Annotated in this window: 17 protein-coding genes and 1 tRNA gene; 17 read left to right on the forward strand and 1 reads right to left on the reverse strand. The window is 71.3% G+C overall.

Going from position 1 to position 21305, the window contains the following annotated elements:
* Positions 1-10 precede the first annotated feature (10 nt).
* From hisG to ACOWU6_RS09370, 14 genes are all read left to right on the forward strand, one after another.
* Positions 11-850 carry an ATP phosphoribosyltransferase gene (gene hisG, locus ACOWU6_RS09305; protein ID WP_271171803.1) on the forward strand — a complete coding sequence of 280 codons (840 nt, stop codon included), beginning with the start codon at positions 11-13 and terminating at the stop codon, positions 848-850.
* The gene (gene hisF, locus ACOWU6_RS09310; protein ID WP_421075500.1) at positions 850-1611 is read left to right on the forward strand and encodes an imidazole glycerol phosphate synthase subunit HisF; all 762 of its coding nucleotides are present in this window, start codon (positions 850-852) and stop codon (positions 1609-1611) included. Before hisG ends, hisF begins: the two co-directional genes overlap by 1 nt.
* On the forward strand, positions 1608-1982 hold the full coding sequence (gene hisI / locus ACOWU6_RS09315) for a phosphoribosyl-AMP cyclohydrolase (protein WP_271171805.1): 375 nt from the start codon (positions 1608-1610) through the stop codon (positions 1980-1982). The genes hisF and hisI overlap by 4 nt, the downstream gene beginning before the upstream one ends.
* Complete coding sequence (locus ACOWU6_RS09320) at positions 1979-2602, forward strand: Trp biosynthesis-associated membrane protein (protein WP_282977690.1); 624 nt, start codon at positions 1979-1981, stop codon at positions 2600-2602. The genes hisI and ACOWU6_RS09320 overlap by 4 nt, the downstream gene beginning before the upstream one ends.
* A 71-nt stretch (positions 2603-2673) precedes the next feature.
* Complete coding sequence (locus ACOWU6_RS09325) at positions 2674-2904, forward strand: DUF6704 family protein (RefSeq protein ID WP_271171807.1); 231 nt, start codon at positions 2674-2676, stop codon at positions 2902-2904.
* Positions 2904-3710, forward strand: a complete 807-nt coding sequence (gene trpC, locus ACOWU6_RS09330) for an indole-3-glycerol phosphate synthase TrpC (RefSeq protein ID WP_271171808.1) — start codon at positions 2904-2906, stop codon at positions 3708-3710. The genes ACOWU6_RS09325 and trpC overlap by 1 nt, the downstream gene beginning before the upstream one ends.
* Entirely contained in the window at positions 3707-4915 is a 1209-nt protein-coding gene (trpB, locus tag ACOWU6_RS09335; RefSeq protein WP_421075501.1) for a tryptophan synthase subunit beta, read from the forward strand. Before trpC ends, trpB begins: the two co-directional genes overlap by 4 nt.
* Entirely contained in the window at positions 4912-5718 is an 807-nt protein-coding gene (gene trpA / locus ACOWU6_RS09340) for a tryptophan synthase subunit alpha (RefSeq protein WP_421075502.1), read from the forward strand. The genes trpB and trpA overlap by 4 nt, the downstream gene beginning before the upstream one ends.
* A gap of 10 nt (positions 5719-5728) precedes the next feature.
* Positions 5729-6703: a prolipoprotein diacylglyceryl transferase gene (gene lgt / locus ACOWU6_RS09345; RefSeq protein ID WP_421075503.1), complete on the forward strand. Its 975-nt coding sequence runs from the start codon at positions 5729-5731 to the stop codon at positions 6701-6703.
* Positions 6704-6826: 123 nt separating this feature from the next.
* Positions 6827-11401 (forward strand): glutamate synthase large subunit, encoded by a 4575-nt coding sequence (gltB, locus tag ACOWU6_RS09350; protein ID WP_324011323.1) that lies wholly within the window; start codon positions 6827-6829, stop codon positions 11399-11401.
* Positions 11394-12851, forward strand: a complete 1458-nt coding sequence (locus ACOWU6_RS09355; protein WP_282977696.1) for a glutamate synthase subunit beta — start codon at positions 11394-11396, stop codon at positions 12849-12851. The genes gltB and ACOWU6_RS09355 overlap by 8 nt, the downstream gene beginning before the upstream one ends.
* A 201-nt stretch (positions 12852-13052) precedes the next feature.
* Positions 13053-14498: a pyruvate kinase gene (gene pyk / locus ACOWU6_RS09360; protein WP_421075504.1), complete on the forward strand. Its 1446-nt coding sequence runs from the start codon at positions 13053-13055 to the stop codon at positions 14496-14498.
* Positions 14499-14565: 67 nt separating this feature from the next.
* Positions 14566-14648, forward strand: a tRNA-Leu gene (locus ACOWU6_RS09365).
* A 35-nt stretch (positions 14649-14683) separates the two neighbouring features.
* On the forward strand, positions 14684-15301 hold the full coding sequence (locus tag ACOWU6_RS09370; RefSeq protein ID WP_271171815.1) for an ANTAR domain-containing response regulator: 618 nt from the start codon (positions 14684-14686) through the stop codon (positions 15299-15301).
* A gap of 134 nt (positions 15302-15435) precedes the next feature.
* Here the strand turns inward: ACOWU6_RS09370 and ACOWU6_RS09375 are convergent, their stop codons facing one another.
* Positions 15436-15846 carry a hotdog fold thioesterase gene (locus ACOWU6_RS09375; protein WP_282977697.1) on the reverse strand — a complete coding sequence of 137 codons (411 nt, stop codon included), beginning with the start codon at positions 15844-15846 and terminating at the stop codon, positions 15436-15438.
* A gap of 47 nt (positions 15847-15893) precedes the next feature.
* On the opposite strand from ACOWU6_RS09375, the gene polA reads away from it, so the two are divergent.
* From polA to ACOWU6_RS09390, 3 genes are read left to right on the forward strand one after another with little or no spacing between them, the layout of a single operon-like run.
* Complete coding sequence (gene polA, locus ACOWU6_RS09380; RefSeq protein ID WP_421075505.1) at positions 15894-18524, forward strand: DNA polymerase I; 2631 nt, start codon at positions 15894-15896, stop codon at positions 18522-18524.
* A 16-nt stretch (positions 18525-18540) separates the two neighbouring features.
* Entirely contained in the window at positions 18541-20214 is a 1674-nt protein-coding gene (locus tag ACOWU6_RS09385) for a DUF885 domain-containing protein (protein ID WP_421075506.1), read from the forward strand.
* Between the two features lie 54 nt (positions 20215-20268).
* On the forward strand, positions 20269-21303 hold the full coding sequence (locus tag ACOWU6_RS09390) for an LLM class flavin-dependent oxidoreductase (protein ID WP_421075507.1): 1035 nt from the start codon (positions 20269-20271) through the stop codon (positions 21301-21303).
* Positions 21304-21305: the final 2 nt, after the last annotated feature.

Here is a 21305-nt window from a genome sequence, read left to right on the forward strand (position 1 = left end):
AAGACCTCGCATGCTCCGCATCGCCGTTCCCAACAAGGGCTCGCTCTCCGAGACCGCCGCCGAGATGCTCGCGGAGGCCGGCTACGCCGGTCGCCGCGACTCGAAGTCGCTGCACCTCATCGACGCCGCCAACGACGTCGAGTTCTTCTACCTGCGCCCGCGCGACATCGCCACGTACGTCTCCGCCGGTGCGCTCGACGTCGGCATCACCGGCCGCGACCTGCTCCTGGACGTGCGGATGTCCGCCCGGGAGATCGAGACGCTCGGCTTCGCGACGTCGACGTTCCGCTTCGCCGCCCCTCCCGGGCGCTTCGCGGGCGTGGCCGATCTCGACGGCGCGCGCATCGCGACGTCGTACCCCGGGCTCGTCGACTCGTTCCTCGACAGCCACGGCGTCGCCGCCGACCTCGTGCCGCTGGACGGCGCCGTGGAGTCGGCCGTCGAGCTCGGCGTCGCCGACGCGATCGCCGACGTCGTCGAGACCGGCACCACCCTCCGGCAGGCCGGACTCGACATCTTCGGGCCCGTGATCCTCGAGTCCGAGGCCGTCCTCATCCAGGGCCCGCGCGAGCACGCGGGCATCGAGACGCTCCTGCGTCGCCTGCGCGGCGTGATGGTCGCCCGGCAGTACGTCATGCTCGACTACGACCTCCCCGCGGCGCTCGTCGACCGCGCCGTGGAGATCGCCTCCGGCATCGAGTCGCCCACCGTGTCGCCGCTGCGCGACCCCGAGTGGGTGGCCGTGCGCGTCATGGTCCCGCGCCGCGGCGTGAACCGCGTGATGGACGAGCTGTACGGCATCGGCGCGCGCGCGATCCTCGTCACGGCCATCCACAACGCGCGCCTCTGATGAGCGTCGTCACCCGGGTCATCCCGTGCCTCGACGTGGCCGGCGGCCGCGTCGTCAAGGGCGTCAACTTCGAGAACCTCCGCGAGATGGGCGACCCCGTCGAGCTCGCCCGCCGGTACTTCGAGCAGGGCGCCGACGAGCTCACCTTCCTCGACGTCACGGCGACGGTCGACGAGCGCGCCACGACCTACGATGTCGTGCGGCGCACGGCCGAGGAGGTCTTCATCCCGCTCACGGTGGGCGGCGGCGTCCGCTCGGTCGACGACGTCGCGCGGCTCCAGGGCGTGGGCGCCGACAAGGTGGGCGTCAACTCGGCCGCGATTGCCCGCCCCGGTCTGCTCGACGAGATCGCCGACCGGTTCGGCGCGCAGGCGCTCGTGCTCTCGCTCGATGTCAAGCGCTCGCCCCGCACGCCCTCCGGGTTCGTCGTGACGACGCACGGCGGCAAGAAGGAGAGCGACCTCGACGCGCTCGCGTGGGCGCGCGAGGCGATCGAGCGCGGCGCGGGCGAGCTGCTCGTGAACTCGATCGACGCCGACGGCACGAAGGCCGGCTTCGACCTCGAGCTCGTGGGGCTCATGCGCGAGCTCGCGAGCGTGCCCGTGATCGCGTCGGGCGGGGCAGGCGACGTGTCGCACTTCGCGCCCGCCGTGCGCGCGGGCGCCGACGCGGTGCTCGCGGCGAGCGTCTTCCACTCGGGCCAGATGACGATCGGCGAGGTCAAGCAGGCGCTGCGCGCCGACGGGATCGAGACGCGATGAGCGAGGTCGACGACCGCATCGCGCGCGTGGCGTTCGGCCCCGACGGGCTCGTCCCCGCGATCGTGCAGCAGTGGGACACGCGCGAGGTGCTCATGCTCGCATGGATGGACGCCGAGGCCCTGCGCCGCACGCTGACCTCGGGACGGGTGACCTACTGGTCGAGGTCGCGGCGCGAGTACTGGCGCAAGGGCGACACGTCCGGGCACATCCAGATCGTGAAGGGCGCGAAGCTCGACTGCGACGGCGACGTCGTCCTGCTCGAGATCGACCAGATCGGGCCCGCGTGCCACACGAACACGCGCACGTGCTTCGACAGCGACACCTCCCGCCCCGAGGTGGGCGACCGCGACCTCCACCCGGTGGTCGGATGACCGACGGGCGGATGGGCGCGGCGCCCGGCGAGGGGGCGCTCGCGCGGCGCGGGCGGATGATCGCGGTGCTCGCGGCGCTCTCGGGCGCGGCGCTCGCACTGATCGGATCGACGCAGACGTGGCTCACCGCCTCGGTCGCCGGCACGACGCTCCCGGTCGCCGGCTCCGAGGCGGTCTCGGTACTCCAGCCGCTCTCGCTCGCGGCGCTCGCGCTGTCGCTCGTGCTCGCGATCGTGGGCCCGGTCGTCCGCTACGTCCTCGCGGCGCTCGCGGTCGCGGTCGGCGGAGGGATCGCGTGGCTGAGCGCCGCGCTCGTGGCGGCACCGCGCGCGACGGCGGCGTCGGCCGTCGTCACCGAGCACACCGGCATCGCCGGGGAGTCGGCGATCGAGGACCTCGTGCAGGGGATGGCCCTCACCCCGTGGCCGGCGGTGACCATCGTCGCGGGCGCGCTCATCGCGCTCGCGGGCCTGTGGACCCTCGGCACCGCTCACGCATGGCGGCGCGCGGGTCGCCGCTACGAGAAGCGCTCCGCCCGCACGGCCGCGGCCGACGACGCCCCGCTCGATGCGATCGACTCGTGGGACGACCTGTCCCGCGGCGACGACCCCACCCGCTGACGGCGGCAGGGGCCAGCGCCCGGCCCCGATAGACTGGACGACGTTCCCAGCAGCACGGAGGATGACACGACATGACCCACTCGATCGACGACCCCGGACACGGACACTCGCCCGCCGCCTGGAGCGCTGTGCTCATCATGCTCCTCGGGCTCTCCGTCGCCGCGGTCGCGCTGTTCCTGTGGGTGCCGTGGCTGCTCATCGCCTCGGCCGCGGTCTTCCTGATCGGACCCATCGTGGGCTTCATCCTCACGAAGGCGGGCTACGGCGCAGGCGGATCCAAGTACCAGCCCAAGGCGCACTGATGTCGCTCCTGGCCGAGCTCACGGCCGGGGCCGTCGAGGACGCCGAGGCGCGCAGGGCCGAGCGGCCCTCGGCCGTCGTCGAGAGCGCAGCCGCCGCACAGGCGCCTGCGCTCGACGTCGTCTCCGCGCTCCGTCCCGACGCCCGGGTGAAGATCATCGCCGAGGTGAAGCGCGCGAGCCCCTCGCGCGGCGACCTCGCCGCGATCCCCGACCCCGCGCTGCAGGCGGGGCTGTACGAGCAGGGCGGAGCGTCGGCCATCTCGGTTCTCACCGAGCAGCGCCGGTTCAAGGGCAGTCTCGCCGACCTCGCGGCGGTGCGCGCCCGCGTCTCGCTCCCGGTGCTGCGCAAGGACTTCATCGCGACCCCGTACCAGGTGCTCGAGGCCCGCGCGGCCGGCGCCGACATCGTGCTGCTCATCGTGGCGGCGCTCGAGCAGCCCGTGCTCGAGGAGCTCTACCGGCTCACGATCGAGCTCGGGATGACGCCCCTCGTCGAGGCCCACTCCGCCGATGAGGTCGCGCGCGCCGCGGATCTGGGCGCCGATCTCATCGGCGTGAACGCACGCGACCTGTCGACCTTCGAGCTCGACCGCGACCTGTTCGGGCGGCTCGTCGACGGCTTCCCCGCCGGCGCGATCCGCATCGCCGAGTCGGCGGTGCTCTCTCCCGATGACGTCGCGCACTACCGCGAGGCGGGCGCGGATGTCGTGCTCGTGGGCGAAGCGCTCGTCACGGGCGACCCGGTTTCCACGCTCGGCGCGTTCCTCGCCGCCGGCGACTTCGCAGCAGGGGAGAGGCGCGCATGAGCCTTCGCGAGCAGCCCGGCCCGTTCTTCGGCGACTTCGGCGGGCGCTACATGCCCGAGTCGCTCATCGCGGCGATCGACGAGCTCGCGGTCGCGCACGAGGAGGCGATGGCCGACCCCGCCTTCCACGCAGAGCTGAACGCGCTCCTCGCGGACTACGCCGGCCGCCCGTCGGCCCTCACGGAGGTGCCGCGCTTCGCGGAGCATGCGGGCGGCGCCCGCATCATCCTCAAGCGCGAGGATCTCAACCACACGGGCAGCCACAAGATCAACAACGTCCTCGGCCAGGCGCTGCTCACGAGGCGGCTCGGCAAGACGCGCGTGATCGCCGAGACGGGCGCCGGCCAGCACGGCGTCGCCACGGCGACCGCGGCCGCGCTCTTCGGGCTCGAGTGCCGCATCTACATGGGCGAGGTCGACACCGAGCGCCAGGCGCTCAACGTGGCCCGCATGCGCCTGCTGGGCGCCGAGGTCGTGGCCGTCAAGACCGGCTCGCGCACCCTCAAGGACGCGATCAACGAGGCGTACCGCGAGTGGGTGTCGAGCGTCGAGACGACGAACTACATCTTCGGCACGGCCGCGGGCCCGCACCCGTTCCCCGCGATGGTCCGCGACTTCCAGAAGATCATCTCCGACGAGGCGCGCGCGCAGCTCCTCGAGCGCGTCGGGCGCCTGCCCGACGCCGTCCTCGCGTGCGTCGGCGGCGGATCGAACGCGATCGGCATGTTCGACGCGTTCATCGACGACCCCGGCGTGCGGCTCTTCGGCGTCGAGGCAGCGGGCGACGGCGTCGACACCCCGCGTCACGCCGCGTCGATCGAGCGCGGTCGTCCGGGCGTCCTGCACGGAGCGCGCACCTTCGTGCTGCAGGACGAGGACGGCCAGACCGTCGAGTCGCACTCGATCTCCGCCGGTTTGGACTATCCCGGCGTCGGCCCCGAGCACTCGTGGCTCGCCTCGATCGGGCGCGCGGAGTACATCCCGGCGACCGACGCCGAGGCGATGGACGCGCTGCGCCTGCTGAGCCGGACCGAGGGCATCATCCCCGCGATCGAGTCGGCCCATGCGCTCGCCGGCGCGCTGCGGATCGGGCGCGAGCTCGGGCCGGACGCCGTGCTCGCGGTGTGCCTCTCCGGCCGCGGCGACAAGGACATGGACACGGCCGCCCGCTGGTTCGGCCTCTACGACGAGGGAGCCGACGCGTGAGCCGTGTCGAGGACGCGATCGCCCGGGCCGCTGCCGACGGACGAGGAGCCTTCATCGGCTACCTCCCTGTGGGGTTCCCCGACCTGCAGACGAGCATCGACGCGGCCGTCGCCCTCGCCGAGAACGGCGTCGACATCATCGAGCTGGGCCCGCCCTACAGCGACCCCGTGATGGACGGCCCCATCATCCAGGAGGCGACGAACGCGGCGCTCGAGGCGGGCTTCCGCACCGAGCACCTCTTCACGGCGCTGCGCGAGATCACGGCGCGCACCGATGTGCCCGTGCTCGTCATGACCTACTGGAACCTCGTCGTCCAGCGCGGCGTCGACCGCTATGCCGACGAGGTGCGCGCCGCCGGCGGCGCGGGGCTCATCACGCCGGACATCACGCCGGACGCCGCGGCCGACTGGATCGCCGCGTCCGAGCGCACGGGACTGGACCGCGTGTTCCTCGCGGCGCCGACCTCGACCGACGACCGGCTCGATCTCATCGTCGGCGCGACGACGGGCTTCGTCTACACCGTCTCGACCATGGGGATCACGGGGGAGCGCGCGGAGCTCGACAAGGCCGCCAGGGCGCTCGTGGGCCGCCTGCGCGCGCACGGCGCCGCACGCGCGTGCGTCGGCATCGGCGTCTCGAGCGCCGAGCACATCGCGAGCATCGTGGAGTACGCCGACGGCGCGATCGTGGGCACCGCCCTCGTGCGCGCGCTGCGCGACGGCGGAGTCGAGGGCCTCGCCGAGAAGACCCGCGAGCTCGCGGCGGGCACCGTGCGTCACGGAGCCGCACCCGAGAGGAATTAGACTCTCGATCATGCTGTCCTCCGCCCTGACGAGCGTCGTCGCGAGCATCCCCAGCCCCCCGGAGTCGTTCTTCGAGATCGGCCCGCTGCGAATCCACTACTACGCCCTGTGCATCATCACGGGCATCGTCGTGGCGACGCTCATCACGAACCGCCGTCTCACGCGGCGCGGGGCGGAGCCGTGGGTCGTCATCGACATCGCGCTCCTCGCGGTGCCGCTCGCGATCGTGGGCGCGCGCGCCTACCACGTGCTCACGCACTGGGGCTTCTACTTCGGCGAGGGCGCCAACCCGTGGAACCCGCTCGAGCCCGGCTCGGTGTGGGCGATCTGGGAGGGCGGCATCGCCATCTTCGGCGCGCTGCTGGGCGGCGCGCTCGGCGCGTGGCTCGGCTGCCGGTGGACCGGCATCCGGTTCTGGACGTTCGCCGACGCGCTCGCGCCCGGCCTCCTGCTCGCGCAGGCGCTCGGCCGCTTCGGCAACTGGTTCAACCACGAGCTGTTCGGCTGGCCGACCGACCTCCCCTGGGGCCTCGAGATCGAGCCCGACAACCCCGCCTTCCCGCCGGGGCTCGCCGACGACACGCTGTTCCACCCGACCTTCCTCTACGAGATCGTCTGGAACGTCATCGGCGTCGTCCTGCTCTTCTGGCTCGGCCGGAGCCTCGCGTTCCAGTGGGGACGGCTGTTCGCGGTCTACCTCATCTGGTACGGCGCGGGCCGCGTCGTCTGGGAGACCATCCGCATCGACCCGAGCGAGATCATCCTCGGCCTGCGCACGAACGTCTGGGGCGCGATCGCCGCGATCGTCGTGGGCGCCGTCGTCCTCGTCGTGCAGGCGCGGCACACGGGCCTCGAGCCCAGCCCCTACCGACCGGGCCGCGAGCGGGCCGACGCGGACGCGCTACAATCGCAGGGCGACTTCGTCGATGTCAGCGAACCCCCCGCGTCGGAAGCCGCTCTGAAGCCGTCGCCACAAGCACCGTAGCGATGATCCCGCCCCTCTGCTGTCCTTTCGGAAAGGGCACGAGGATGATCGAGCGCGCGAGACGGCGTCCACTGGGCCAACGTCGTCCCGCGCTACGCAACCGACCCCGAGGACGGTAGACACATGTACTTCCAGCCCCCTTACGGAGCCTCCGGCGCGTACCCCCCGAAGCAGGGGATGTACAACCCGGCGTTCGAGAAGGACGCCTGCGGCCTGGCCATGGTCGCGACCCTGCGCGGCGAGGCGGGGCACGACATCGTCGACCTCGCTCTCGAGGCGCTGCGCAACCTCGAGCACCGCGGCGCCATCGGCTCCGATGCGGGCACGGGCGACGGCGCGGGCATCCTCACGCAGATGCCCGACGGCTTCCTCCGCGCGGTCGTCGACTTCGACCTCCCGGTCGTCGGCGAGTACGCGGCCGGCCTCTCGTTCCTCCCGACGGACGACGCGGCGCGCGCCGCGCAGAAGGACGGCATCGCCGCCATCGCGGCCGAGGAGGGGCTCTCGATCCTCGGCTGGCGCGAGGTGCCGGTGGACCCCGAGCACCTCGGACGCCTGGCCGGCGAGGCCCGCCCCGCGATCGAGCAGATCTTCCTCACGAGCGCGCCCGTCGATGGCCGCCCCGCTCTCTCCGGGATCGACCTCGACCGCCGCGCCTACCGTCTCCGCAAGCGCGCCCAGCACGAGCTCGACGCCTACTTCGTGTCGCTCTCGAGCCGCACCCTCGGCTACAAGGGCATGGTCACGACGCTCCAGCTCGAGCCGTTCTACCTCGACCTGCAGGACGAGCGCTTCACGACCGAGCTCGCCGTCGTGCACTCGCGCTACTCGACGAACACGTTCCCGTCGTGGCCGCTCGCCCAGCCGCTGCGCATGATGGCGCACAACGGCGAGATCAACACCGTCGGCGGCAACCGCAACTGGATGCGCGCGCGCCAGTCGCAGCTCGAGAGCGAGCTGCTCGGCGACATCCGCCCGCTCCTGCCGATCTGCAGCGACACCGAGAGCGACTCGGCGTCGTTCGACGAGGTGCTCGAGCTGCTCACCCTCACGGGCCGCTCGCTTCCGCACGCGATGCTCATGATGGTGCCGGAGGCCTACGAGAAGAAGGCGTACGTCGACCCCGACCTCCGCGCGTTCTACGAGTACCACGCGGGCCAGATGGAGCCGTGGGACGGCCCCGCCGCCCTCATCGCGACCGACGGCACGCTCGTGTGCGCGACGCTCGACCGCAACGGCCTGCGGCCCGGCCGCTGGACCGTGACGAAGGACGGCCTCGTCGTGATCGGCTCGGAGACGGGCGTCCTCGACTTCGCCCCCGAGCGCATCGAGCGCCGCGGCCGCCTGCGCCCCGGCACGATGTTCGTCGTCGACACCGCCGAGCGCCGCATCATCGCGGACGACGAGGTCAAGGCCCAGCTCGCGAAGCTCGAGCCCTGGCAGGAGTGGCTCGACAAGGGCACCGTCCGCCTCGCCGACCTCCCCGAGCGCGAGCACCTCGTGCACCCGATCGCGTCGATCACGCGCCGTCAGCGGACCTTCGGCTACACCGAGGAGGAGGTCCGGATCCTCCTGCGCCCCATGGGCCAGACGGGCGTCGAGCCCCTCGGCGCCATGGGGTCGGACACGCCGATCGCCGTGCTCAGCAAGCGCCCGCGCCTGCTGTTCGACTACTTCACGCAGCAGTTCGCGCAGGTCACGAACCCGCCGCTCGACTCCATCCGCGAAGAGGTCGTGACGAGCCTCAAGCTCGGCCTCGGCCCCGAGCCGAACCTGCTCTCGTGGGGGCCGGAGCACGCGCGCAGCGTCATCCTCGACTTCCCGGTCATCGACAACGACGAGCTCGCGAAGATCCAGCACATCGACAGCGCCCTGCCCGGGCGCACGTCGGTCACGCTGCGCTCGCTCTACCGCGTGTCGGCGGGCGAGAAGGGCCTGCAGAAGCGCCTCGAGCAGATGTGCGCCGAGGCCGACCGCGCGATCGAGGACGGCGCGGAGTTCATCGTCATCAGCGACCGCGACTCGAACCAGGACCTCGCGCCCATCCCGTCGCTGCTCGCGGTCTCGGCCGTGCACCACCACCTCATCCGCCGCGAGACCCGGATGAAGGTCGGGCTCGTGGTCGAGGCGGGCGACGTGCGCGAGGTGCACCACGTCGCGACGCTGCTCGGCTACGGCGCGACCGCCGTGAACCCGTACCTCGCGATGGAGACGGTCGAGTACCTCGTCCGCTCCGGCGCGATCGCGGGCGTCACGCCGCAGAAGGCCGTCAAGAACCTCATCTACGCGCTCGGCAAGGGCGTGCTGAAGATCATGTCCAAGATGGGCATCTCGACCGTGTCGTCGTACTCGGGCGCGCAGGTGTTCGAGGCCGTGGGCCTCGCGCAGCCGTTCGTCGACCAGTACTTCACCGGGACCGAGTCGAAGATCGGAGGCATCGGGCTCTCGCACATCGCGCGCGAGAACGCCGAGCGTCACGCGTTCGCGTACCCCGAGGACCCGGCCGTGCGCACGCACGAGCGCCTGTGGACCGGCGGCGAGTACCAGTGGCGCCGCGACGGGTCGCCCCACCTCTTCACGCCCGAGACGATCTTCCGCCTGCAGCACTCCACGCGCACGGGCAGCTACGAGATCTTCCGCGAGTACACCCGTCTCGTCGACGAGCAGGCGGAGGAGCTCAAGACGCTCCGCGGCCTCTTCGCGTTCAAGAAGGGGGTGCGCCCGCCGGTGCCGATCGACGAGGTCGAGCCGGTCTCCGAGATCGTGAAGCGGTTCTCGACGGGCGCCATGAGCTACGGCTCCATCTCGCGCGAGGCGCACGAGACCCTCGCGATCGCGATGAACCGCCTCGGCGCGAAGTCGAACACGGGCGAGGGCGGCGAGGACGTCGACCGCCTCCTCGATCCCGAGCGCCGCAGCGCCATCAAGCAGGTCGCCTCGGGCCGCTTCGGCGTCACGAGCATGTACCTCACGCACGCGGACGACATCCAGATCAAGCTCGCGCAGGGCGCCAAGCCCGGCGAGGGCGGTCAGCTGCCGCCCGGCAAGGTGTACCCGTGGGTCGCGCGCACGCGGCACGCGACCGCGGGCGTGGGCCTCATCTCGCCGCCCCCGCACCACGACATCTACTCGATCGAGGACCTGAAGCAGCTCATCTTCGACCTCAAGCGGTCGAACCCCGAGGCGCGCATCCACACGAAGCTCGTGAGCCAGTCGGGCATCGGCGCGGTCGCCGCGGGCGTCGCGAAGGCGCTCAGCGACGTCATCCTCGTGTCGGGCCACGACGGCGGGACGGGCGCGAGCCCGCTCAACTCGCTCAAGCACGCCGGCACGCCGTGGGAGCTGGGGCTCGCCGAGACGCAGCAGACGCTCATGCTCAACGGCATGCGCGACCGCGTCGTCGTGCAGGTCGACGGCCAGATGAAGACCGGCCGCGACGTCGTCATCGGCGCCCTGCTGGGTGCCGAGGAGTTCGGCTTCGCGACGGCGCCGCTCGTCGTGAGCGGCTGCATCATGATGCGCGTCTGCCACCTGGACACGTGCCCCGTGGGCGTCGCGACCCAGAACCCGCTGCTGCGCAGCCGCTTCACGGGCAAGGCCGAGCACGTCGTGAACTTCATGCAGTTCATCGCGCAGGAGGTGCGCGAGTACCTCGCCGAGCTCGGCTTCCGCTCGATCGACGAGGCGGTCGGCCACGTCGAGGTGCTCGACGTGGATCGCGCGATCGACCACTGGAAGGCCGACGGACTCGACCTGTCGCCGGTCCTCGAGGGGCCCGCGTTCGCGGACGACGAGCCGCGCCGCCACGCGCGCGCGCAGGACCACGAGCTGGACGAGCACTTCGACGTGCAGCTCATCGAGCGCGCGCGCGACGTCATCGAGAACGGGGGAGAGATCACGATCGACCTCCCGGTGCGGAACACTGCGCGCGCGGTCGGCACGCTGCTCGGCCACCACGTCACGAAGGCGCAGGGCGAGCACGGTCTCAAGGCCGGCTCGATCACCGTCAACCTGACCGGCTCGGCCGGGCAGTCCTTCGGGGCGTTCCTGCCGAACGGCATCACGCTGCGCCTCGAGGGCGACTCGAACGACTACGTCGGCAAGGGCCTCTCGGGCGGCCAGATCGTCGTGCGCCCCGCGCGCGGCGCGACATTCGACGCCTCCGAGAACGTCATCGCCGGCAACGTCATCGGCTACGGCGCCACGCAGGGGACCCTCTTCCTGCGCGGCATGGTCGGCGAGCGCTTCTTCGTGCGCAACTCCGGCGCGACCGCGGTCGTCGAGGGCGTGGGCGACCACGCGCTCGAGTACATGACCGGCGGCCTCGCGGTCATCCTGGGCCGCACGGGGCGCAACCTCGGCGCCGGCATGTCGGGCGGGACGGCCTACGTCCACCGCCTCGACGAGAAGCTCGTGAACCGCGAGGCTCTTGCATCGGGCGAGCTCACGCTCGGCCCCCTCGGATCCGGCGACGCCGAGATCCTGCGCGATCTGCTCCAGCAGCACGTCGCGGAGACCGAGTCCGAGCTGGCCCAGCGCATGCTCGACGACTTCGAGAACGCCGTCGAGGAGTTCGTGCGGGTCCTCCCGCGCGACTACGCCGCCGTGCTCGAGACGCGTCAGGCGGCCGAGGCCGAGGGACTCGACCCCGACGGCGACGTCGTCTGGAACCGCATCATGGAGGTGACGGGTGGCTGACCCGAAGGGCTTTCTGAAGATCACCGAGCGCGAGCTGCCCGCTCGCCGGCCGGTGCCCGTGCGCATCCTCGACTGGAAGGAGGTGTACGAGCCGGGCGACTCGGCCGTGCTCCGCCGCCAGGCCGGGCGCTGCATGGACTGCGGCGTGCCGTTCTGCCACCAGGGATGCCCGCTGGGCAACCTCATCCCGGAGTGGAACGACCTCATGTGGCGCGGCGAGGGCCGCACCGCGATCGAGCGCCTGCACGCGACGAACAACTTCCCGGAGTTCACCGGGCGTCTGTGCCCTGCGCCCTGCGAGAGCGCGTGCGTGCTCGGCATCAACCAGCCGGCCGTCACGATCAAGCAGATCGAGGTCTCGACGATCGACGAGGCGTTCGCCAACGGCTGGGTCGAGCCCAAGCCCCCGGCGCGCCTCACCGGCAAGACCGTCGCGGTGGTCGGCTCGGGCCCCGCGGGGCTCGCGGCCGCGCAGCAGCTGACGCGCGCGGGCCACACGGTCGCCGTGTACGAGCGCGACGACCGCATCGGCGGCCTCCTGCGCTACGGCATCCCCGACTTCAAGATGGAGAAGCGGCACCTCGAGGCGCGCCTGCGCCAGATGCAGGACGAGGGCACGCGCTTCCGGGCGGGCGTCGAGATCGGCGTGGACATCACGTGGGACGACCTCCGCGCGCGCTACGACGCCGTCGTGGTCGCCACGGGTGCCACGGTGCCGCGCGACCTGCCGATCCCGGGGCGCGAGCTCGACGGCGTGCACTTCGCGATGGAGTACCTCGTCGAGTCGAACAAGGTCGTCGCGGGCGACCAGGTCGCGAACCAGATCTCGGCCGAGGGCAAGCACGTCGTCGTCATCGGCGGCGGCGACACCGGCGCGGACTGCATCGGCACGGCGCACCGCCAGGGCGCCCTGAGCGTGACGAACCTCGCGATCGGCAAGCGGCCGTCCGACGACCGCCCGGAGCACCAGCCGTGGCCGATGATGCCGCAGGTGTTCGAGGTCTCGTCGGCGCACGAGGAGGGCGGCGAGCGCCACTACCTGGCCTCGACGGTCGAGTTCGTGGCCAACGACGCGGGCGAGGTCCGCGGTCTCGTCGTCGCGGAGACGCAGTTCGTCGACGGCCGTCGCGTGCCCAAGCCCGGCACCGAGCGCGAGATCCCCGCGGACCTCGTCCTCATCGCGATGGGCTTCACGGGCCCCGAGCGCGAGCACCTCGAGGCGCAGCTGCAGGCGCAGTTCACCTCGCGCGGGAACGTCGATCGCGACGCGTCGTTCCAGGCGACCGCGCCCGGCGTGTTCGTCGCGGGCGACGCCGGCCGCGGCCAGTCGCTCATCGTGTGGGCGATCGCCGAGGGCCGCTCGGTGGCCGCCGAGGTCGACGCCTTCCTCATGGGCGAGACGCAGCTGCCGGCGCCGGTCCGCCCGACCGACGTCGCCATCGGCGTCTGACTCCGACACGCGTGGACGGCGGCCGGGAGCACACGATGCTCCCGGCCGCCGTCGTGTGCGCGTGAATCGGATGGCCGGGTGCGCGTAGTGTGGGGTGTGCATCCGGTGGAACCGCGATGGGCCTCGTGCGGAGCGCCCATCGACCCGACGGACGCGGATGCGTCCACAACAGAAGAAGCAAGCAGTGCGGAAGGCAAGCTTTTGAGACGTGCCAAGATCGTCGCCACGCTGGGACCCGCCACCTCGACCAAGGAGACCGTGAAGTCTCTCATCGAGGCCGGACTCGACGTGGCGCGCTTCAACCTCAGCCACGGTGACTACACCGTCCACGACAACAACTTCGCGAACGTGCGCGCGGCCGCCGAGGAGCTCGGCAAGCCGGTCGCCATCCTCGTCGACCTGCAGGGACCCAAGATCCGGCTCGGCAAGTTCGAGAACGCCCCGCACGAGCTGGCCGAGGGAGACATCTTCAAGATCACGACCGAGGACATCCTCGGCACCAAGGAGATCGTCGGGACGACGTTCAAGGGCCTCCCGAACGACGTGAAGCCCGGCGACTTCCTCCTCATCGACGACGGCAAGGTCCGCGTCAAGGTCCTCGAGACCGACGGCACGGTCGTGACGACCGAGGTCGTCGTCGCCGGCGCGGTCTCGAACAACAAGGGCATCAACCTGCCCGGCGTCGCGGTGAACGTGCCCGCGCTCAGCGAGAAGGACGAGGCGGACCTCCGCTACGGCCTCCGCAACGGCGCCGACATCATCGCCCTCTCGTTCGTGCGCAACGCGAAGGACGTGCAGCGCGCGCACGTGATCATGGCGGAGGAGGGGCGCCGCGTCCCGATCATCGCCAAGATCGAGAAGCCGCAGGCGGTCGACCACCTCGAGGAGATCATCGACGCGTTCGACGGCATCATGGTCGCGCGCGGCGACCTCGGCGTCGAGCTGCCGCTCGAGGCCGTGCCGATCGTGCAGAAGCACGCGGTCGAGCTCGCGCGCCGGATGGCCAAGCCGGTCATCGTCGCGACGCAGATGCTCGAGTCCATGATCTCGAGCCCGGTGCCGACCCGCGCCGAGACGAGCGACGTCGCGAACGCGGTCCTCGACGGCGCCGACGCGGTCATGCTCTCGGGCGAGACGAGCGTGGGCGAGTACCCCGCGATCACCGTGCAGACCATGGCGCGCATCATCGAGTCGACAGAGGACCACGGTCTCGAGCGCATCGCGCCCCTCACGGCCAAGCCCCGCACGCAGGGCGGCGCGATCACGCTCGCCGCGATCGAGGTCGCCGACTTCGTCGACGCGAAGTTCCTGTGCGTGTTCACGCAGTCGGGCGACTCGGCGCGCCGCATGTCGCGCCTGCGCTCCCCGCGGCCGATGATCGCCTTCACGCAGGACGAGGCCATCCGCCGCCGGATGGCGCTCACGTGGGGCATCCGCTCGGCTCTCGTCGAGCAGGTCGAGCACACCGACCGGATGTTCCTCCAGGTCGACGACTACCTGCTCGCGAACGACCTCGCGAAGGTCGGCGACAAGGTCATCGTCATCTCGGGATCCCCTCCCGGGATCTCGGGCTCGACCAACGACCTGCGCGTGCACCGCGTGGGCGACGCGGTGCACGGCGCCGCGCCCGTCTACAAGAACGCCTAGCGCGACGCGCCAGCGACGGGGTCCGGTTCAGCACCGGACCCCGTTTGCCGTATCGTCGGGGATGCATGCCGGTGTGGCGGAATGGCAGACGCGGAGCACTCAAAATGCTCTGTCCGAAAGGGCGTGTGGGTTCGACCCCCACCACCGGCACGAACTCCCAGCCACGAGACCTCTAGGATGGAACGGTGACCGAAGAGCAGACCGAGAAGAGCACCGCGACGGCGCCCCGTCGTGTGGTGGTCGCCGAAGACGAGTCCCTCATCCGCCTCGACATCGTGGAGATCCTCCGCGACAACGGGTACGACGTCGTGGGCGAGGCCGGCGACGGCGAGACCGCGGTGCAGCTGGCGACCGAGCTGCGGCCCGACCTCGTCATCATGGACGTCAAGATGCCCCAGCTCGACGGCATCAGCGCCGCGGAGAAGCTCAGCAAGAATCACATCGCGCCCGTCGTCCTGCTCACGGCCTTCAGCCAGAAGGAGCTCGTCGAGCGCGCGAGCGAGGCCGGCGCCCTCGCGTACGTCGTGAAGCCGTTCACGCCCAACGACCTGCTCCCCGCGATCGAGATCGCGCTGGCCCGTCACGACCAGATCATCACGCTCGAGGCCGAGGTGAGCGACATGGTCGAGCGCTTCGAGACCCGCAAGCTCGTCGACCGCGCCAAGGGCCTCCTCAACGAGAAGATGGGGCTGTCCGAGCCAGAGGCGTTCCGCTGGATCCAGAAGGCCTCCATGGACCGCCGCCTGACGATGCAGGACGTCGCGAAGGCCATCATCGAGCAGCTCGCTCCGAAGAAGAGCTGAGCAGCAGCACACGCACGACGGGCCGGACCTCCTCGGAGGTTCGGCCCGTTCGCGTTCCGCGTGCGCGCTTCGTCGTCAGCTCGCCACGTCTCGTCTCGCTCCGCTCGCTCGACGACCGGAGCGGTTCGCTTCGCTCACCGGTCCTTGAGGATGTTCGTGATGCGGACGGTCGAGCAGCGCCTGCCCTCCTCGTTCGTGACGACGATCTCGTGCACGGTGAGCGTGCGCCCGAGGTGGATCGGCGTGCACACGCCCGTCACGCGTCCGCTCGTCGCCGAGGCCGTGTGGGTCGCGTTGATGTCGACGCCCACGGCGAGCTTGTCGGGGCCCGCGAAGAGGTTGGCGGCCATCGATCCGAGCGACTCGCCGAGCACGACGTAGGCGCCGCCGTGCAGGAGGCCGACCGGCTGGGTGTTGCCCTCGACGGGCATCGTCGCGACCGCGCGCTCCACGGTGAACTCCGTGAACTCGATCCCCATCCGCTCGGCGAGCGCGCCCATCCCGCGCGCCTTCGCCCACGCCATCCCGTCGATCAGCTCCGTCATCCTGCTCCTGTCGTTCGGATGTCGCCACCCCTCGTTACGCTGGACGGGTGACGGACTCCACGAAGCCTACTCTGCTCGTCGTCGACGGCCATTCGCTCGCCTTCCGGGCGTTCTTCGCCCTCCCGGTCGAGAACTTCTCCACATCCGACGGTCAGCACACGAACGCCATCCACGGCTTCCTGTCGATGTTCATCAACCTCCTGCGCGACGAGGACCCGACCCACGTCGCGGTCGCCTTCGACGTGTCGCGTGAGTCGTTCCGCACGCGGGAGTACGCGGAGTACAAGGGCACGCGCGCCGAGACGCCCGCCGAGTTCAAGGGCCAGATCCCGCTCCTGCAGGAGTGCCTGCGGGCCATGAACGTGACCGTCCTCGAGAAGCCCGACTACGAGGCGGACGACATCCTCGCGACGCTCGCGACGCGCGGCGCCGAGGCGGGCTGGAACGTGCTTGTCTGCTCGGGAGACCGCGACACCATCCAGCTCGTGAACGACGACATCACCCTGCTGTACCCCTCGGTGCAGGGCGTGTCGAAGCTCAAGCGATACGACCCCGCGGCGGTCGTCGAGAAGTACGGCCTGCCGCCCGAGATGTACCCCGACATCGCGGCGCTCGTCGGCGAGACGAGCGACAACCTGCCCGGCGTGCCCAAGGTGGGCGAGAAGACGGCCGTCAAGTGGCTCACCCAGTTCGGCTCGCTCGACGCGCTGCTCGAGGGAGCCGACTCGATCAAGGGCGTCGTCGGCGGCAATCTGCGCGAGCACATCGAGGACGTGCGCCGCAACCGGCGCCTCAACCGCCTGCTGCGCGACGTCGAGCTGCCCGTCGAGCTCGACGACCTGAAGCGCGACGGCATCGACGCGCAGGCCCTGCGCGACGTGTTCGCGCGGCTCGAGTTCCGCGCGCTCATGAGCCGCGTGCTGCAGGTCGCGGGCGCCCCGGCCGATAGCGTCGAGGCGGAGCCCGCTGTCGAGGTGCCCGCGCCGACCGAGATCCCCGCGGCCGAGCTCGCCGCGTGGGTCGACGCGGCGGCCGACGGCGAGGTCGGCGTCACGCTCGTGATCGCGGGCGGCCTTCCCGTGCGCGTGGGCCTCGCGACCGAGGCCTCGATCGTCGAGGCCGAGTGGAGCGACGAGGTGCGCGACGCGCTCGCGCCCTGGCTCGCGTCCGACGCGCCGAAGGTGCTCGCCGATGCGAAGCCGCAGGTCAAGGCGCTGCGGCGCGCGGGGCTCGACGTCGCGGGGCTCGCCTTCGACGTGCTGCTGGGCGGATGGCTCCTGAGGCCGAGCTTCCCCGACAAGACGCTCGCGAACCTCGTCGACACGTACCTGCAGGAGAAGCTGCCGGAAGCCGACCCCTCGCAGCTCGTGCCCGAGAACGAGGGGGCGACGCCCGGCCAGCGCTCGTGGTTCACCGTGCGCGTGGCGCAGGCGCTGCGGGCGGCGCTGCCCGAGTCGGTCGTCCCCGTCCTCACCGACATCGAGCTGCCGACCCTCCTCGCCCTCGCCGACATGGAGCTCGCGGGGGTGGCCGTCTCGCACGAGAAGCTGTCGGCGTTCTCGAGCGAGCTGGGCGCCCGCGCGCAGCAGCTCGCGCAGGACGCCTACGCCACGATCGGGCACGAGGTGAATCTCGGGTCGCCCAAGCAGCTGCAGGAGGTGCTGTTCGTCGAGCTCGACCTGCCGAAGACCCGCAAGACGAAGACGGGGTACACGACCGACGCCGGCGCGCTCGCGGAGCTGCAGGAGAAGGCCGACCACCCGTTCCTCGGCCTCCTGCTCGCGCACCGCGAGGCGACGAAGCTCAAGCAGATCATCGACGGACTCGACCTCGCGATCGGCAACGACCACCGCGTCCACACGACCTACGTGCAGACCGGGTCGCAGACCGGCCGCCTGTCGAGCACCGACCCGAACCTGCAGAACATCCCGGTGCGCACCGAGGAGTCGCGCCGCATCCGCTCGGCCTTCGAGGTCGGCGAGGGCTTCGACACGCTGCTGACGGCCGACTACTCGCAGATCGAGATGCGCATCATGGCGCACCTCTCGGGCGACCCCGGGCTCATCGAGGCGTTCAACGCGGGGGAGGACCTGCACCGGTTCGTCGGCGCGCGCGTCTTCGGGGTCGCCCCCGAGGAGGTCACGAGCGAGATGCGCACGAAGGTCAAGGCGATGTCGTACGGCCTCGTGTACGGCCTCTCGGCATTCGGCCTGTCCAAGCAGCTGCGCATCGAGCAGTCCGAGGCGAAGACCCTCATGCTCGAGTACTTCGCCCGGTTCGGCGCGGTGCGCGACTACCTCCGCTCGTCGGTCGAGAAGGCCCGGGTCGACGGCTACACCGAGACGATCTTCGGCCGTCGTCGCCCGTTCCCCGACCTGACGAGCCCGAACCGCGTGCTGCGGGAGAACGCCGAGCGCGCCGCGCTCAACGCCCCCATCCAGGGCTCCGCTGCCGACATCATGAAGATCGCGCTCTTCCGCGTGCACCAGGACCTCCTCGGTCTCCGCTCGCGGCTGCTCCTGCAGATCCACGATGAGATCGTCGTCGAGGTCGCGCCGGGCGAGCGCGACGAGGTCGAGCGCATCGTGCGCGAGCGGATGGCGGGAGCCGCCGAGCTCACCGTCCCGCTCGACGTGCAGATCGGCCTCGGCGCCGACTGGAACCAGGCAGCCCACTGACATGGAGGAGAACGCCATGACGCCCGACGCGCGCCCGCACACCGAGATCGACCGCATCGCGGAGGGCTGGGTCGACACGCTCGTCGAGCTGTCGCCCATCCTCGCGACGTACATCGGGCGCGACGAGGCGAACGATCGCTACGACGACTTCAGCCCCGAGGGCGTGGAGCGTCACGCCGAAGCGGCTCGCTCGGCCCTCGCGGCCCTCGAAGCCGCCGAGCCCGTCGACGACGTCGACCGGGTCACCCGGGCAGACCTCTCGAGCGAGCTCCGACTCGGTCTCGAGCTGCACGAGGCGCGGTGGCACCTGCGCGACCTCAATGTCATCGCGAGCGCGCCTCAGGACATCCGCCAGGTGTACGACCTCATGCCGACCGGCTCGGCCGACGAGTGGGCCGTCATCGCGCGGCGCCTGGGCGCCGTGCCCGCGGCTGTCGACGGGTACATCGCGACGCTGCGCGAGGGCATCGCGCAGGGCGTGGTGCCCGCCGTGCGGCAGGTGCGCGAGGTGGCCGCGCAGATCCCGCGCTACACGGCCGCCGGCGGGTTCTTCGCGGGCCTCGCGTCCGACGCGACGGCCGACGGCGCCGAGCTGCCGAGCGCGCTCGCGTCCGACCTGGAGCGGGGCTCGCGTGCCGCACGCGAGGCCTACGATCGCCTCGAGCGGTTCCTGACCGCGGAGCTCGCCGGAGCGGCCGGCGAGGACGACGCCGTGGGGCGCGAGCTCTACGCCCTCAACTCGCGCCGCTTCCTGGGCGCGACGATCGACCTCGACGAGACGTACGAGTGGGGCATCGAGGAGCTCGCCCGCATGGTCGCCGAGCAGGAGTCGATCGCGCGCGAGATCGTGCCGGGAGCGAGCGTCGCGGAGGCCGTCGCATTCCTCGAGGCCGATCCGTCGCGGAAGCTCGTGGGGACCGAGGCGCTGCGGGAGTGGATGCAGGAGACGAGCGATCGCGCGGTCGCGGAGCTGGGCCGTTCGCACTTCGACATCCCCGAGCCCGTCCGACGGCTGGAGTGCATGATCGCCCCCACGCAGGAGGGCGGCATCTACTACACGGGCCCGACGGATGACTTCTCGCGGCCCGGGCGCATGTGGTGGTCCGTGCCGGAGGGCGTCACCGAGTTCGACACGTGGCGCGAGCTGACGACCGTGTACCACGAGGGGGTCCCGGGGCATCACCTGCAGATCGGGCAGGCCGTGCACAACCGTGCCGAGCTCAACAGCTGGCGGCGACTGCTCGCCGGCACCTCGGGCCACGCGGAGGGGTGGGCGCTGTACGCCGAGCGGCTCATGGAGCAGCTGGGCTACCTCGACGATCCGGCTGACCGCCTCGGGATGCTCGATGGCCAGCGCATGCGCGCGGCGCGGGTCGTGCTCGACATCGGCGTCCACCTCGGCAAGCCGCGCCCCGACGGCGAGGGCACGTGGGACGCCGATTTCGCGCTCGGGTTCCTGCGCGAGAACGTCAACATGTCCGACGAGTTCGTGCGGTTCGAGGTGAACCGGTACCTCGGCTGGCCCGGCCAGGCGCCCGCGTACAAGGTCGGCCAGCGCATCTGGGAGCAGGTGCGCGACGCCTATGCCGCGCAGCGCGGCGACGCGTTCTCGATCAAGGAGTTCCACCGGCGCGCGCTCGACATGGGCGGCGTGGGCCTCGACACGCTCAAGACCGCGCTGCTCGCCTGAGGGAATGCGGCCGCGGTCCGCGCGGTTCATGCGGATGAATAGAGAGGATCCGACATGGACATCGAACTCGGGCTCGACACCTTCGGCGACGTCACGCGCGACGCCGACGGCGAGCTGATCTCCCACGCCCAGACCATCCGCAACGTCGTCGCGCAGGCGCAGCTCGCCGACGAGGTCGGGCTGCACTTCTTCGGCGTGGGCGAGCACCATCGGCGCGACTTCGCGGTCTCGAGTCCTGAGACGGTCCTCGCCGCGATCGCGGCGACCACGACCCGGATCCGGATCGGCAGCGCCGTCACGGTGCTCTCGAGCGACGACCCGGTCCGGGTGTTCGAGCGGTTCGCGACGCTCGACGCGCTCTCGAACGGCCGGGCGGAGGTCGTCGCGGGTCGCGGATCGTTCGTGGAGTCGTTCCCGCTGTTCGGCTACGACCTGCGCGACTACGAGGCGCTCTTCGAGGAGAAGCTCGACCTCCTCGTCCGGCTGCTGCGCGAGGAGCCGGTCACCTGGACCGGCACGATGCGCCCCGCGCTCGACAGCGCGGACGTCTTCCCCAAGACCGAGCACGGCATGCCGCTGTGGGTCGGCGTGGGCGGGTCGCCCGAGTCGGTCGTGCGGGCGGCCCGGCACGGCGCGCGGCTCATGCTCGCCATCATCGGCGGTGCGCCGCGGCGGTTCGCGCCGTTCGTCGACCTCTACCGCCGTTCGCTCGCGTCGTTCGAGAAGCCCGACCTGCCCGTCGCCGTGCACTCCCCGGGGCATGTCGCGGAGACCGACGAGCAGGCGTGGGAGGAGGCGTACCCGGGCTTCCAGGCGATGCACGACACGATCGGCGCCGAGCGCGGGTGGCCGCCATACAGCCGCATGCGGTTCCAACACGAGGTCGGGCCCGAAGGCGCCGTGTACGCGGGATCGCCGGAGACCGTCGCCCGCAAGATCGCCGACACCGCGCGCGCGCTGGGCGTGCAGCGCTTCGACCTGAAGTACGCCACCGGCACGATGCCGCACGAGCTCATGATGAAGAGCATCGAGCTCTACGGCACCCGCGTGCTCCCGCGCGTGCGCGAGCTGCTGGCCGAGGCGGGCTGATC

Origin of the sequence: Microbacterium sp. SA156 (assembly GCF_049065455.1) — a bacterium.
Taxonomy (GTDB): domain Bacteria; phylum Actinomycetota; class Actinomycetes; order Actinomycetales; family Microbacteriaceae; genus Microbacterium; species Microbacterium barkeri.

Bases quoted from the DNA above. Each gene is read 5' to 3' on its own strand.
- hisG (WP_271171803.1), top strand. From the start codon at position 11: ATGCTCCGCATCGCCGTTCCCAACAAGGGCTCGCTCTCCGAGACCGCC.
- hisF (WP_421075500.1), top strand. From the start codon at position 850: ATGAGCGTCGTCACCCGGGTCATCCCGTGCCTCGACGTGGCCGGCGGC.
- hisI (WP_271171805.1), top strand. From the start codon at position 1,608: ATGAGCGAGGTCGACGACCGCATCGCGCGCGTGGCGTTCGGCCCCGAC.
- ACOWU6_RS09320 (WP_282977690.1), top strand. From the start codon at position 1,979: ATGACCGACGGGCGGATGGGCGCGGCGCCCGGCGAGGGGGCGCTCGCG.
- ACOWU6_RS09325 (WP_271171807.1), top strand. From the start codon at position 2,674: ATGACCCACTCGATCGACGACCCCGGACACGGACACTCGCCCGCCGCC.
- trpC (WP_271171808.1), top strand. From the start codon at position 2,904: ATGTCGCTCCTGGCCGAGCTCACGGCCGGGGCCGTCGAGGACGCCGAG.
- trpB (WP_421075501.1), top strand. From the start codon at position 3,707: ATGAGCCTTCGCGAGCAGCCCGGCCCGTTCTTCGGCGACTTCGGCGGG.
- lgt (WP_421075503.1), top strand. From the start codon at position 5,729: ATGCTGTCCTCCGCCCTGACGAGCGTCGTCGCGAGCATCCCCAGCCCC.
- gltB (WP_324011323.1), top strand. From the start codon at position 6,827: ATGTACTTCCAGCCCCCTTACGGAGCCTCCGGCGCGTACCCCCCGAAG.
- ACOWU6_RS09375 (WP_282977697.1), bottom strand. From the start codon at position 15,846: ATGACGGAGCTGATCGACGGGATGGCGTGGGCGAAGGCGCGCGGGATG.
- ACOWU6_RS09385 (WP_421075506.1), top strand. From the start codon at position 18,541: ATGACGCCCGACGCGCGCCCGCACACCGAGATCGACCGCATCGCGGAG.
- ACOWU6_RS09390 (WP_421075507.1), top strand. From the start codon at position 20,269: ATGGACATCGAACTCGGGCTCGACACCTTCGGCGACGTCACGCGCGAC.